This window comes from Nocardia takedensis NBRC 100417 (genome assembly GCF_000308695.1).
GTDB classification, from domain to species: domain Bacteria; phylum Actinomycetota; class Actinomycetes; order Mycobacteriales; family Mycobacteriaceae; genus Nocardia; species Nocardia takedensis.
Map to the genome: position 1 here is coordinate 58,121 of NZ_BAGG01000099.1, position 13,721 is coordinate 71,841.

Consider the following 13,721-nt stretch of genomic DNA (forward strand, 5'->3'; position numbering starts at 1 on the left):
ATCGGACACCCGTCCGGTCGGGCCGAAACGCATCGGCACGTTCGACGCCGCCTCAGTTCAGCGGAGCCGACCGCCACCAGCGCAGCACCTCGTCGATGGTGCCGACGATGCCGTCGGTGTACATCAGGATCTGCTCGCGATCCTTGTCGCCGGTGAACACGGTGACCATCTTCGGGCCGCTGTTCTCGAACTTGTAGTTCGTGTAGGACTTGCCGCCGTTGCTATCGGTGGACTGCACCGCGTCCTTGGGCAGGTTGTTCACCGCGGCGCGGGCGTCGGCCGCCGACTCGTAGATGTAGAAGGTGTAGAACGGGTCGTCGTTGCCGCCGCCGCCGAAGCAGTCCCACTGGTGCACCCAATCCCCGAAATCGGGGGTGCCGGTGGTGGGGGTGGACGGCGAGCTCGAACCGTAGGACCCGCAGGTCGCGCCGTTGTAGCCGGTGTCACCGGATTCCGAGGCGGGCACCATGCGCGGGAATTCGCTGCTGATCGCATCGCCGTCGGGGTCCAGCGCGCCCGGGGTGTTCGAACCCGAGGTGGGCGGCGCGCCGTAGGTCGGCCTGCCCGACGCGGCGGTCGTGGTCGGTGTGTCGGAGCTGTCGCTGCCCGCGACCACGCCGATCACGGCCAGCACCACCACCAACAGCACCACGCCCGCCACCGACAGGCCGATGATCAGCCCGGTGTTGGACTTCTTCGGCGGCTGCGGGCGACCGTACTGCCCCGCGCCGCCCCCTTGACCGGGCGGCGGTCCGGGCGGCTGCTGGGCGAAACCGTAGGTGTTCTGACCGCCGTAGGGCGCGGTCGGCGCGGGTTGCTGCTGGGTCGGGCCGCTCGCGTACGGGTTGGGAGCCGAGGTGTTGGCCATCGTCGCGCCGGTCAGATGCTGCGGACCGCTGGTCATCGGCGACGGACCGCTCTGGTACGGCGACGGGCCGCTGGTGTAGGCGGGACCGCTCGTGTACGGCGACCCCGTCATCGGATTCTGGCCCGTCACCGGGACCGGCGGACCCGTCACCGGCCTGCCGACCAGCGGGATGCCCGGCGCGCTCGGGTTCGCCAGCGCCTGCTGGGCGGCGGCCGCGAACTCCGAACAGCTCTCGAACCTGTCCTCGGGACGCTTGGCCATCGCCTTGGTCAGCACCGCGTCCAGCGCGAAGGACAGCCCGGGCCGCACGCTGCTCAGCGCGGGCGGCGGCGACTGGAGATGCCCCTGGATCACCTGCGCCGGATTGGTCGCCGCGAACGGGCCGCTGCCGGTGAACAGCCAGAACAGCGCGCACGCCAGCGAATACTGGTCGGAGCGGTGATCCAGCGACGCGCCCGTGAGCTGTTCGGGCGAGGCGTAGGCCAGCGTGGCGGTGAACGTGCCGGTCTGGGTGAGATGGCCGGTGTCGTCGCGCAGCCGGGCGATGCCGAAGTCGGTGAGGTAGACGCGTTCACCGCGGCCGCTGCCCGAGCGCGCCAGCAGGATGTTGGCCGGTTTGACGTCGCGGTGCAGCACCCCCATGCCGTGCGCGTAGTCCAACGCGTCCGCCGTCTCCTTGACGATCTGGATCGCGCGCGCGGGCGGCAGCGTCTCCGGATCCACCGAGGCGGCGTCGATCCCGTCGATGAACTGCATCGAGATCCACAACTGCTCGTCGTCCAGACCGCGGTCGTAGACCGTGACGATGTTCGGGTGGTCGAGGCGGGCGACCAGATCCGCCTCCCTCTCGAACCGCGCGCGCACCTCCTTGTCGAAGAACATCTCCCGGTTCAACAACTTCAGCGCCGTCATCCTCGGCAGGCGCGGATGTTTCGCCAGGTACACCGAACCCATGCCACCGCGGCCGAGTTGCCGCTCGATGACATAGCCGGCGAAAACGTCACCGTTGGCCAGCATTTGTCTGCTCCACTTCTCGCCGCCACCGGGACCCACCGATGATCGGGCGTACAGCATGAGAACGCGCCCGAGCATCGCCCGACCACGGAAAACATCGAAACCATAGCAGTTGTCGCATGCTCCGCGGTGGGCCCGAGGATTCGGGGGACGAGGTGCGACAGGGGTGCGGCCTAGGGCGGCGGACGCGGGTCCGAGGAGGGCCTGCCGTCCGGTCCGTTCGCACTCGGCGGCGGGACGCGACGAACCCTGGCCTCGGGCAACGCGATCGTGATCGGCTTGACGGGCCGCTTCTTGCCCGCGCCCTCCCCTCCCTGCCCGGGACGATGCGCGTTGTCCCCCGCTTGCCCGGACCCCGGCGCATCGGTCCCCGCCCCTGCGGAACGGTGCGCGTTGCCCCCCGCTTGCCCGGGGCGGGGCGCGTTCTCGCTCGACGGGGCCGCGCGGCGGGCGTTCTCGCCGGTCTGAGTCGGCCGGTGCGCACCGTCGCCGGACTGCGCGGGGCGGTGCGGGCTCACGCCCGACTGCGGCAAACGTGACGCGCTCTCACCCGGTTGCGCCGGGCGGTGCGGGTCGACCGGTGCGTGCGATGTCGGATCGACCCTCGGCGCGCGCGGGGCCGAGGGTGGCTGCCCGGGGCGGTGCGCGGGCGAATCCTGGCCACGGGCGGGCCGGGGCGGACCTGGCTGACCTGGTCCGCCTTGGTGTGGCGGGCCGGGCGGGCGCGGCGGGACGAGGTTGTGCGCGGACCCGCTGCGGTACGGGCCCGGCGGCGGACCCACCGTCTCGTGCGCGGGGCCGCTCGCGTAGCCGGGACCGGGCTGGGGCGGCACGACACCGTGATTGGTGCCGCTGGTGTGCGGGGGACGCGGCGGAACCGGTCCTTGATGGGGCGGACCCGGACGGGGCCGGACGGGGGGACGCGGCGGTTCGCCGTGGGCGGTGGGCGCGGACGGCTGCATCGGGTGCCGCGGCCTCGAGGATCGCGGGTCCACGGGCGGCCCGCCCTGGGGGCCGTGCGGGTACCCGGTGTGGGGGAATCCGCCGTGCTGGGTCGGGTACGGTCCGGCTTGGGGATGGCCGGTCTGCGAGACCGGGCGCGGACCGGTCGGCGGGCGCTGCTGTCCGGGCGGGACGAGCGCGCGACGCGCGGCGGCCGCGAACTCCGAGCAACTGGCGAAGCGGTCGTCGGGCCGTTTGGCCAGCGCCTTGGCCAGCACGGCGTCGAAGGCGGGCGGGATGCCCGCCCGCAGCGGACGCAACGGCGGAACCTGGCCGTAGAGGTGGCCGTTCATGACCGCGGCCGGGCTCGCGCCCTGGAAGGGGGCGGTGCCCGCCAGCATCCAGAACAGCGTGCAGGCCAGCGAGTACTGGTCGCAGCGGTGGTCGAGGGAGGCGCCGCTGAGCTGTTCGGGCGAGGCGTAGGCCAGGGTGGCGGTGATCGTGCCCGCCGAGCCGAGGGTGGTGTCGCTGTCGCGCATGCCCGCGATGCCGAAATCGGTGAGCAGCACGCGTTCCGGCTGACCGATCGGGGCCTTGGCGAGCAGGATGTTCGCCGGTTTCACATCGCGGTGCAGCACGCCGTTGGCGTGCGCGAAATCCAGGGCGGCGGCCGTCTCGCCGATGATCTGCACCGCGCGCCACGGCGCCATCACGTTGACGTCGACGCTGGCCGCGTCCGAGCCCGCGACGAACTGCATCGAGATCCACAGTTGCTCGTCCTCGGCGCCGCGGTCGTACACGGTGACGATGTTCGGATGGTCGAGTCGGGCCACCAGGTCGGCTTCCCGCTCGAAGCGGGACCGGATCTCGACATCGCTGTAGAGATCCCGCTCCAGCAGCTTCAACGCCGTCAGCCGCGGCAGTCGGGGATGCTGAGCCAGATACACGGTGCCCATGCCGCCCTGACCGAGCACGCGCTTGATCACGTATCCGGCGAAGGTCTCGCCAGTTCGCAACACGGTGGAGTTCACCCCCCTCGAGGGTCGAGCACGTGGATCCTATGGATGTATCTCGCGGGACCACGTGGACGCAACATTTCATTATCCACTGTCCGGGACGAGGGCACGGCGGTCCCCGGCGAATTGTCGGTGGCGGTCACTAGGCTGGCCCCATGCGCATTGGAGCACACGTCCGGCTCGACGGCGACCCGATCGGCTTCGGTGAGAAACTCGGCGCCGAGGTCATCCAGATGTTCGTGGTCGATCCGCAGAGCTGGGACAAACCGACCCCGCACCCGCGGACCGAGGAGATCCTGGCCAGTCCGATCGATGTCGTGGTGCACTCCTCCTATCAGATCAATGTCGCCAGTCTGAACAACCGACTGCGGATGCCCTCGCGCAACGCGGTGGCCCAGCAGGCGAAGGCCGCGGCCGATCTGGGCGCGTTCGGTCTGGTGGTGCACGGCGGGCACGTCCGCTCCGACGAGGAGATCGAGGCGGGCGTGGTCAACTGGCGCAAATTGTTCGAGCGCCAGCAGGACAAGGGCGGTTTCGCGGTGCCGATCCTGATCGAGAACACCGCGGGCGGCAACCACGCGATGGCCCGGCACTTCGATTCCATCGCCCGACTCTGGGACGCGGTGGGCGATTTCGGCGCGGGCTTCTGCCTGGACACCTGTCACGCCTGGGCGGGCGGTGAGGAACTGGTCGGCGTCGTGGAGCGGATCAGGGCGATCACCGGCCGCATCGATCTGGTGCACCTGAATTCCTCGCGCGACGAATTCGACTCCGGCGCGGACCGGCACGCCAATTTCGCGGACGGCACGATCGATCCGCAACTGCTCGCCGAGGTGTGCCGCACCGCCGACGCGCCGGTGATCCTGGAGACGCCCGCCGAGGGGGTCGCCGACGATCTGGCCTATCTGCGCGAGCACGTCGGCTGACTCGCGCGCGGGTCAGCGCTTCTGATCAACGCGACGAAAACCCTGGTAGCGGGGCAGGTTCGGGTGGTCTGCTCGGGATACGCCCGATGTATTCCGACCAGCGAAGGTGATCCCATGACGAGCCTGCACGCCACCGAAACGATCGTGACCAAACTCGGCGCCCGCATCGGCGCCACGGTCGACAACGTCCGACTCGGCGGCGATCTGGACCCGGCCGCGGTGGCCGCGATCCGGGCCGCGCTGCTCGAGCACAAGGTGATCTTCTTCCGCGGGCAGGATCATCTCACCGAGGACGGCCAGTACGAGTTCGCCGAACTGCTCGGCACCCCGACCACGCCGCATCCCACCGTCACCTCCCAGGGCGTGAAGACGCTGGCGATCGATTCGGAGAACGGTCGCGCCAACAGTTGGCACAGCGACGTCACCTTCGTCGACCGGATCCCGAAGGCGTCGATCCTGCGCGCGGTGCATCTACCGCCCTACGGCGGGTCGACCACCTGGGCCTCCACGGTCGCGGCCTACGAATCGCTGCCGTCGTCGCTGAAGGTGCTGGCGGAGAACCTGCGCGCGGTGCACAGCAATGTCTACGACTACGCCGCCACCCAGGTGCCGCCGGAGAACCAGAACACCGCCGCCTACCGGGCCGAGTTCCGTTCCACGCGCTACGAGACCGAGCACCCGGTGGTGCGGGTGCACCCGGAGACGGGTGAGCGTGCGCTGGTCCTCGGTCATTTCGTCCAGCAGTTCGTCGGTCTGACGACCACCGAGTCGCAGGCGCTGTTCCGTCTGTTGCAGGACCGGGTTATCCGCTTGGAGAACACCCCGCGCTGGAACTGGCAGCCCGGTGACGTCGCGATCTGGGACAACCGCGCCACCCAGCACTATGCCGTGGACGACTACGACGGCGCGCCCCGCAGGCTGACCCGCATCACCTTGGCGGGCGACATCCCGGTGGGCGTCGACGGTCGGTCCAGCGTCTCGCTGACCGGCGACGCCGCGCACTACTCGATCGTCGAGCAGGTCGCGGCGGCGGCCTGACCGGGCGGGCGTCGCGGCGGGAAAGGCCGCGGCGGGAAAGGCCACGGCGGCAGGGGTCACCGTGGCCGAGGACCGGATAGTCCACACTGGACCCCATGAGTATTCGCCCGTTGGACGGTGTTCGCGTCCTCGAGCTCGGCAATTACATCGCGGCGCCGACGGCCGGACGCATTCTCGGCGATTTCGGCGCCGAAGTGATCAAGGTGGAGCGGCCCGGGGCGGGCGACGAACTCCGCAATTGGCGGTTGTACGGCGGGGACACCTCGATGCTGTTCCGCACGGTCAACCGGAACAAGAAGTCGATCACGCTGGATCTGCGCACCGAGCAGGGGCGCGAGATCGTGCTGGAGCTGATCCGGCACTGCGATGTGCTGTTGGAGAATTTCCGGCCCGGGATGCTGGAGAAGTGGGGGCTGGGCCCGGAGGTGCTCGACGCGGCCAATCCGCGATTGGTCATCACCCGCATCTCCGCCTACGGCCAGACGGGGCCGCTGTCGGACCGTCCGGGCTTCGCCGCGGTCGCCGAGGCGGTGGGCGGGCTGCGTGAGTTGGTCGGCGACCCGGACCGGCCGCCGGTGCGGGTGGGCGTGTCGATCGGCGATTCGATCGCGGGGATCTACGCGGCGTTCGGCACCGTGATGGCGTTGTTCCAGCGTGAGCGCACCGCCGACGCGCCGGTGACGCTGGGTGAGCGGATCATCGACGTCGCGTTGAACGAGGCGATCCTGTCGGTGATGGAATCGCTGGTCCCCGATTATCTGGCCTACGGCATCAACCGGGAACGGGTCGGCGGGCGCATGGAGGGCATCGCCCCCAGCAACGCCTATCCCTGTTCGGACGGCGCGAGCATCATCATCGGCGGCAACGGCGACGCCATCTTCCAGCGCTACATGCAGGTCATCGAGCGCGCGGATCTGGCGGCCGACCCCGACCTGCGCGACAACGCGGGCCGGTGGCGGCACCGCGAACGACTGGACGCGGCGATCGCCGAGTGGACGATCCGCCACACCCGCGACGAGGCGTTGGCGATCCTGGAAGCGGCGGCGATTCCCTGCGGCCCGATCTACACCGCCGCCGATATCGTCGCCGACGAGCAGTACCGCGCGCGGGACATGATCCAGCCGTTCGCGGTGGACGTGGGCGAGCCCGAACCGAAGGTGGTCGGTTTCCCCGGCATCGTGCCCGTCATCGGCGGGCGGTCGCTGCCGATCCGCGAGGTCGGTCCCGATCTCGGCGCGCACACCCGCGAGGTGCTGGCCGAGGTGCTCGGGATGAGCGAGGCCGATATCGACGCGGTGGCGACCGCGTGAGGCGGCGCGGGAACGAGCAGCGCAGGCCGCGCGGGCGGGCCCGGTGGGAGACCCGGTCGCCGTCGCCGCAGGGGCCGACCGTGCATCCGAATCCGGCGGGGATCAACCGCAAGGCGTGGGCCGGAGTCATGTGCGTGCCCAATCGCGCGCGGGACGACAAATGACCGGCCCGGCATTGCGTGACGTGACGTTGCGCGACGGTCTGCAACTGACCGGGAAGACGCTGCCGGTGGACCGCAAGGTCGAGATCGCGCGCACGCTGCTGGGTCTGGGCGTGCCCGCGCTCGAGATCGGGTCGATGGCGCGCGCGGATCTGGTGCCGCCGATGGCGAACACCCTGGAGTTGATCGCGGCGCTGACGCCGGAGGAACTGCGTCGCTGCTGGGTGTGGGTCGCCACGCCGCGGCACGTGGAGAAGGCCGCGGCGGCGGGGGTGCGCAACTTCCAGTACTGCTTCTCGGTCTCCGACGCGCACAACCGGGCCAATATCGGCCGCGACACCGAGGACAGCGTCGCCGCGATGCCCGACGCGCTGCGGATCGCGCGCGAGGTCGACGGTCAGGTGCAACTGTGTCTGGCGACGGCGTTCACCTGCCCGTTCGATGGTCCGGTGGATCCGGAGCGGGTGTTGGCGATCGCCCGGGACCCGCGCACCGACGGCGCGGCCGACATCGTGTTGGCCGACACGCTCGGGCAAGCCCATCCGGCGCAGGTCACGGCGCTGGTGTCGGCGGTGGCGACGCGAACCCCGCGCCGCCGCATCGTCTTCCACGGCCACGACACCTGGGGCATGGGGGTGGCCAACACCGCGGCGGCCGTCGCGGCGGGCGCGGACGTGGTGGACGGGTCGCTGGGCGGGTTGGGCGGTTGCCCGTTCGCGCCGGGCGCGAGCGGCAACACCTCGTCCGAGGACATCCTGTTCGCCACCCGCCCGGACTGGTTCACGCCCGCGGCGCTGGCCGAGATGGTCGCGCTCACCGAGGGTCTGCTGGCCGAACTGGGCGAGCCGAATCGATCGCGGACGGTGCAGGGGGCGCGGTCGGAGGCGAAAGCCTTCGAGTGGGTGGTGCGCTAGACCTCGCGCGCGTCGGAGTCGTCGTCGGCCGCTGTGTCGTTGGCCGGCGTCGGGTCGGCGGCGGGCGCGTCGTCGCGGAGTTTCAGCAGGACCAATCCCGCGGTGCAGGCCAGGATCAGGCCGGCGACAGTCACTTCCACGTGCAGTCCGGCGATGCCGAGGACCGCGCCGACGAGTCCGCCGGCGAAGGTGAACCACGCCAGGATCTTCGCGAGGATCGCGAACGGTGACCGTGGTGTCGACTCGAGGCCCGGCTCCGCGATCTCGGTATTCGAGTCGTCGGAGCGCAGCGGGGTGGTCGAGTAAGCTCCCATCATCAACTCCTCGATGACGCCGGTCACCAGCGTTGTCGTCGCGCCGTAGGAACCGCGCGCCTGTTTCGTGGTACCGACCGTCTCACGCGTAACTTCGCTCACACACGCTACGACCCGTGCACGTCGAAACGCCGCGACACGTGTCCGCGACACGCCGAAGTCATCAATTCGATATCTGACTTATAGTCGTTTCAGAGGTGTACACTGCCCGCGACGCGCCCGGCGACTCCTCTGGCCGGGGGGTACTACCTGGTTTAAGGTGAGCGCATGATGAGCAGCAGGGCCAAGATCGCCGGCCCGGCGATCGCGGTGGGCGCCGTGTCCGCCGGTCTCGTTCTCATCGGCGCGTGCGGTATCGGCCGAGAGGACGTCTACGTACCGCCCCCGCCGCTGGAGGCCGGGCAGGCCGCGGTCGTGGCGACCATGCGCGACGGAACCTCCGTCACCGCGCCCAAAGTCGTGATCCCGCCGTCGCCGACCTGGAAGATCGCCCCCGCCGGACCGCCGCGCAGACCCGCCAACTGGACCCCGCGCCCGAGCACCTCGGAGACCGAGGAGCCCAGCGAGGAGCCCTCGCGCACAACGCGTCCCACCACGACGCGTCCGGGCGCCGAGCGCACCGGCGAGAACGAGTCCGAGCCCACGACCACCACCCGGACCAGGACACTGTCGATCGAGCCGACCACGGCCGCCGAGGAAGTGCCCGTCACCGCCGAATCCGACGCCTACCGGCCGACTCCCGAGCCCTCGGTGATCCCGTCCGGCGAGGCGGGCCAGACCGAGGCGGGTCACGACGGACCGCGCGTCGAGGTGTACGAGACCACCCCCACCGAACCCGTCCCGACCTCCGCGATCACCGGGGAGACCGACACCGTCGCCGAGTGATCCCTCCCCGGGGCCACCCGGGAAGGGATGCCGACATCGGTTCCGCCGGTTACAGTTCCGGCAGGTCGTGGTCGCCGACGCGCGCGGCCAGCACCGCGAGGTGGTCGAGACCGCCGCCCAGAGTGCGTTCGATCGCGGTCAGCCGAGCCACGTAGTGACCGACCGGATATTCGGCGGTCACACCGATTCCGCCGTGCATCTGCACCGCTTCCTGGCCCACGTGCCGCCCCGAGCGCCCCACCTGCAGGCGGGTCCGCGACGCGATGACCGGATCGGCGGTGCCGTCGGCCAGCGACGCGGTCGCGTACAGGCTCGAACTGCGCGCCAACTCCAGGGAGACGTACATGTTCGCCGCGCGCTGGGTCAGCGTCTGGAACTTCGACAGCGTGACGCCGAACTGCTTGCGGGTGCGCAGGTAGTCGGTGGTCAGCCGCAGGGCTTCCTCCATCGCGCCGACCGATTCCGCGCACAGCAACGCGTGCACGCCGATCAACGCGCGCTCCACCGCCTGCGCGGCATCGCCCGCGTCACCGAGCAGTTCGGCGGGCGCGTTGTCCAGGTCGATCTGCGCGCCGCGCAATCCGTCGACGGTGCGGTAGGTGCGCCGGGTGACGCCGGAACCGGTCGGCGAGACCAGGAACAGCCCCAGACCGCCGCCGGGCAGCGTGGCGCTGACGAGCAGTTCGTCGGCGACATCGCCGTGGGCGACCGGGTTCTTCGTGCCGGTCAGGGTGTAGCCGTCGCCCGATTCGGTCGCCGCCGCGGCGATCTCGGTGGACGGCCAGCGAACGCCGGGTTCGGCGTGGGCGAAGGCGAACAGGGTGGCGCCGGAGGCCAGTTCGGGCAGGATCCGGGCGCGCTGCTCGGCGCTGCCCACCGCGTCGATCAGGCTGCCGGGCAGGTAGACCGCGTCCACGATCGGCTCGGGGGCGAGCCTGCGGCCCACCTCCTCGAGCACCACCATGGCCTCGACCGGGCCCGCGCCCGCGCCGCCGTCGTCCTCGGCGAACGGCAGGCCGAGCACGCCGAGTTCGGCCAGTTGCTTCCAGACCTCGCGACTCCAGCCGAGTTCGGTGGCGGTCACCTTCAGCCGGGTCTCCGGGTCGTAGGTGCGCGCGAGCAGGTCGCGCACCGTGTCACGCAGCAGGGACTGTTCTTCGGTGAGTTCGAAATCCATGGTGTCGTCTCACAATCCGAGGATCGTGGAGGCGATGATGGTGCGCTGCACCTCGCTCGAACCTCCGTAGATGGTTGTCTTGCGGTAGTTCAGGTACCCCGGCCCGGTGCGCTGGGCCCACTCCGGCGAGGCGATGCCTTCCGCGTCGACCGGAAGGGCGTCCTGGCCCGCGATGTCGAGCAGCAGTTCGGTGGCGGCCTGCTGGAGTTCGGAGCCGCGCATCTTCAGCACCGAGGACACCGGGTTCGGCTTGCCGTCCGAGGAGTTGGAGACCACGCGCAGCTGGGTCAGTTCCAGCGCGAGCAGTTCGTTCTCCAGTTCGGCGACCCTGGCGGCGAAGAGCGGGTCCTCGAGCAGGGTGCCCGAACCCGCCTTGATCGTGCGCGCGTAGTCCTTGGCGACGCCGATCTTGACCTTGGTCCGGCCGACGCCGGTGATGCCGGTGCGCTCGTTGCCGAGCAGGAACTTCGCGTAGGTCCAGCCCATGTTCTCCTCGCCGACGAGCTGATCGGCGGGTACCCGGACGTTCTCGAAGAAGACCTCGTTGACCTCGTAGCTGCCGTCGATCAGCTTGATCGGGCGGATGGTCACGCCGGGGCTCTTGACGTCGAAGAGCAGGAAGGAGATGCCCGCCTGCTTCTTGGGCGCGTTCGGGTCGGTGCGGACCAGGCAGAAGATCCAGTCGGCGTACTGGGCCAGCGTGGTCCAGATCTTCTGGCCGTTGACGATGTAGGAGTCGCCGTCGCGGACCGCGGTGGTGCGCAGCGAGGCCAGATCCGAACCGGCGTCGGGTTCGGAGAAGCCCTGGCACCACCAGATGTCCAGGGCCGCGGTCGGCGGCAGGAAGCGCTGTTTGAGCTCCTCGGAGCCGAAGTGCGCGATGACCGGGCCGACCATCTGGGCGTTGAAGGTCAGCGGCTCGGGCACCGAGGCCAACTGCATCTCGTCCTGCCACAGGTGGCGCTGCATCGGGGTCCAGTCCTTGCCGCCCCACGCCACCGGCCAGTTCGGCACGGCCAGGCCGCGTTCGTGCAGGATCTTGTGCGCGGCGACCACCTGGTCGCGGGTCAGCTCACGGCCGTACTTCACCCGTTCGCGGATCTCGGCGGGGATCTCGGAGCGGTAGAACTGCCGCAATTCGTCGCGGAAGGCGACCTCGTCGGGGGACAGGGATATTTTCATACACAACTCCCATGGTGTCTCGTACGTCCGAGTGGAACCCTACCCCTCGGTAATCTCCCATTGTCGGCGGGATCACATCGGACGAATACACCGACCCGATACCGAACCGAGGACCGGGGCCGCCTCGCCCGCCCGGGCAGGTCGGCCCCCGAACTGGTACCTTGCAGCCGTGGGACGGGGAACCCGCGATCGACATCTCTAGGAGTCATCTGGTGAACGGCAGGACCATCGCACGCGCGGCCGCGACACTGTCCGCACTCGGCATCGGAGCGGTCCTGTCCTTCGGCGGCGCCGCCGCGGAACCCGCCGCCACGGTGGACTCCGCGCTCACCGGCCTCGTTGACAAGGCGGGCGAGGACGCCGCCGCCCAGGCCAGCGTCGGCGCGCTGCACGACTACGCCGGGCTCGTCGATCTGCCCCAGTTGCGCCACATCGCCGCCAGCTTCGTCCCCTTCGCCTACGCCGCCCCCACCTTCGGCTGCGGCAGCAACGGCCCCATCACCACCATCATCGCCGCGGGCACCACCGACGGGCCGAACCGACACCAGGGCGTCAGCCCCGAACCCGGCGCGTTGCGCTTCAGCGCCACCCCCTCGCACACCGGCGTCCCGCTGAACTCCGGTCTGGTGGTGGCCTGGGTCAACATCAACAACGGCCGCAGCGGCATCGACACCCTCGACGACCGCACCGAGGTCGGCTTGCCCACGCTGTCCAGGACCGTCGACACCGGTCCCGGCACCGTGCTCGCCTCCATGTGGGGCGTCATCAACTATCCCTTCGCCAACTGTGTGATGACGCCCACGGTCGGCACCTTCGTCGTCCCCGACCTGCCCGCGCCGCCCGCGACGCCCGCCCCGGAGGCCCCGCCCGTGGCCCCGGGCGCCAACGGTTCCTCCGGCCCGGCCCAGACCGGCGACGCCCCCGCGCCGCCGGTCGCCCCCGGCGCCAACGGTTCGTCGGGGCCGGAACTGCCCGGTGGCGTCCCGGCCTAGGCGCGCGAAGGCCGTGCTCGACGCCGACGACGTGCGCCGGATCGCGCTGTCCCTGCCGCGCACCACGGAGAAGGAGCGGTGGCAGCACCCGACCTTCGACGTCGCGGGCAAGATGTTCCTCACCCTCCCCGACGACCAGGGGTCCTTCGCCGTACGCTGCCCGCGCTTCGAGCGCGAGGAACTGATCGCCGCCGAACCGGCGAAGTTCTGGGTGCCCACCCACGAAGCGTCTTCGGCGTGGGTGCGGGTGCGACTCGACGCCCTCGACGACGTCGGCGAACTGCGCGTCATCGTCACCGATTCGTGGCGGCAGGCGGCGCCCGCCGAGCTGGTGGAGTCCACACTCGACGGCGACCCCGCCGGAGCGGGCGGCCCATCCTAGTCCGCCGAGTGCCGAAAACCGGGGAACTCCCCTGAGTGGCGGAATTTTTGGCACTATCGTTCAATGCTCTTCTTCGACGGCGCACGTGGCCGTATGCACTATCGGCGGTGGCCGGTCGACAATCATGTCGCGGTGGTCGCGCTTCTCCCCGGATTGGGCCAGCACAGCGGCCACTACCACCGGCTCGCACGGGTCCTGCGCGAGATCGACGTCGAGATGTGGGCGCTGGACACCGCGGGCCACGGACTGAGCGAAGGCGACCCGGACAAGCCGGGTTCGCTGTCGGAACTGGTGGCCGACGCCACGATGCTGATCGATCACCTGCGCGCGGCGCTGCCGCACACCCCGCTGGTGCTGATGGGGCATTCCCTCGGCGCGGTGACGGCGCTGGGCATGCTCGGCGCGGCCGTGCCCGACGCGACCTCGGCCGCGGACCTGAGCGATGTCGAGGCCGATCGACCGGTGCGGCCGAGTCTGCCGTCGGGCGAACCGCGCGGCTTGATCCTGTCCGGCGTGCCAAAACGCGCACTGGGCGGCGGGGTTCCGGGCGCGCTCGGCACGCCGCTGCCCGCCGATCTGCCGGTGCTGGCGGTGCACGGG

General features: G+C 70.4%; 13 protein-coding genes. 8 read left to right on the forward strand and 5 right to left on the reverse strand.

The window, feature by feature from the left end; all coding sequences use genetic code 11:
• Window positions 1-52: 52 nt before the first annotated feature.
• A complete protein-coding gene (locus tag ON30_RS21450; protein WP_439927868.1) occupies window positions 53-1,960 on the reverse strand; it encodes a serine/threonine-protein kinase in 1,908 nt (635 codons plus the stop codon).
• A 95-nt stretch (window positions 1,961-2,055) separates the two neighbouring features.
• Window positions 2,056-3,855: a serine/threonine-protein kinase gene (locus ON30_RS37675; RefSeq protein ID WP_306307392.1), complete on the reverse strand. Its 1,800-nt coding sequence runs from the start codon at window positions 3,853-3,855 to the stop codon at window positions 2,056-2,058.
• A 140-nt stretch (window positions 3,856-3,995) separates the two neighbouring features.
• On the opposite strand from ON30_RS37675, the gene ON30_RS21460 reads away from it, so the two are divergent.
• From ON30_RS21460 to ON30_RS21475, 4 genes are all read left to right on the forward strand, one after another.
• Window positions 3,996-4,766 carry a deoxyribonuclease IV gene (locus ON30_RS21460; RefSeq protein WP_040709547.1) on the forward strand — a complete coding sequence of 257 codons (771 nt, stop codon included), beginning with the start codon at window positions 3,996-3,998 and terminating at the stop codon, window positions 4,764-4,766.
• Window positions 4,767-4,880: 114 nt separating this feature from the next.
• Complete coding sequence (locus tag ON30_RS21465; protein ID WP_040709549.1) at window positions 4,881-5,804, forward strand: TauD/TfdA dioxygenase family protein; 924 nt, start codon at window positions 4,881-4,883, stop codon at window positions 5,802-5,804.
• A gap of 95 nt (window positions 5,805-5,899) precedes the next feature.
• The gene (locus tag ON30_RS21470; protein WP_040709551.1) at window positions 5,900-7,114 is read left to right on the forward strand and encodes a CaiB/BaiF CoA transferase family protein; all 1,215 of its coding nucleotides are present in this window, start codon (window positions 5,900-5,902) and stop codon (window positions 7,112-7,114) included.
• A 160-nt stretch (window positions 7,115-7,274) separates the two neighbouring features.
• The gene (locus ON30_RS21475) at window positions 7,275-8,189 is read left to right on the forward strand and encodes a hydroxymethylglutaryl-CoA lyase-like TIM-barrel protein (protein ID WP_040709553.1); all 915 of its coding nucleotides are present in this window, start codon (window positions 7,275-7,277) and stop codon (window positions 8,187-8,189) included.
• On the opposite strand, the gene ON30_RS42100 is transcribed toward ON30_RS21475, so the two are convergent.
• Window positions 8,186-8,605 (reverse strand): hypothetical protein, encoded by a 420-nt coding sequence (locus ON30_RS42100; protein ID WP_085999377.1) that lies wholly within the window; start codon window positions 8,603-8,605, stop codon window positions 8,186-8,188. The two genes, ON30_RS21475 and ON30_RS42100, sit on opposite strands and share 4 nt — an antisense overlap.
• A 165-nt stretch (window positions 8,606-8,770) precedes the next feature.
• Between ON30_RS42100 and ON30_RS36265 the strand changes: the two genes are divergently transcribed.
• Window positions 8,771-9,388, forward strand: a complete 618-nt coding sequence (locus ON30_RS36265) for a hypothetical protein (RefSeq protein ID WP_051029715.1) — start codon at window positions 8,771-8,773, stop codon at window positions 9,386-9,388.
• Between the two features lie 49 nt (window positions 9,389-9,437).
• Here ON30_RS36265 and ON30_RS21490 read toward each other — a convergent pair whose 3' ends face one another.
• On the reverse strand, window positions 9,438-10,565 hold the full coding sequence (locus ON30_RS21490; protein WP_040709555.1) for an acyl-CoA dehydrogenase family protein: 1,128 nt from the start codon (window positions 10,563-10,565) through the stop codon (window positions 9,438-9,440).
• A gap of 9 nt (window positions 10,566-10,574) precedes the next feature.
• Entirely contained in the window at window positions 10,575-11,747 is a 1,173-nt protein-coding gene (locus tag ON30_RS21495; RefSeq protein WP_040709557.1) for an acyl-CoA dehydrogenase family protein, read from the reverse strand.
• A gap of 212 nt (window positions 11,748-11,959) precedes the next feature.
• On the opposite strand from ON30_RS21495, the gene ON30_RS38510 reads away from it, so the two are divergent.
• The 3 genes from ON30_RS38510 to ON30_RS36270 all read left to right on the forward strand — a co-directional run.
• Window positions 11,960-12,739: a hypothetical protein gene (locus ON30_RS38510; RefSeq protein ID WP_063719922.1), complete on the forward strand. Its 780-nt coding sequence runs from the start codon at window positions 11,960-11,962 to the stop codon at window positions 12,737-12,739.
• Window positions 12,723-13,121 (forward strand): MmcQ/YjbR family DNA-binding protein, encoded by a 399-nt coding sequence (locus tag ON30_RS21505; RefSeq protein ID WP_245554151.1) that lies wholly within the window; start codon window positions 12,723-12,725, stop codon window positions 13,119-13,121. Before ON30_RS38510 ends, ON30_RS21505 begins: the two co-directional genes overlap by 17 nt.
• A 132-nt stretch (window positions 13,122-13,253) precedes the next feature.
• Window positions 13,254-13,721, forward strand: a 468-nt coding sequence (locus tag ON30_RS36270; RefSeq protein WP_245554152.1) for an alpha/beta fold hydrolase, incomplete at its 3' end; no start/stop codon positions are given.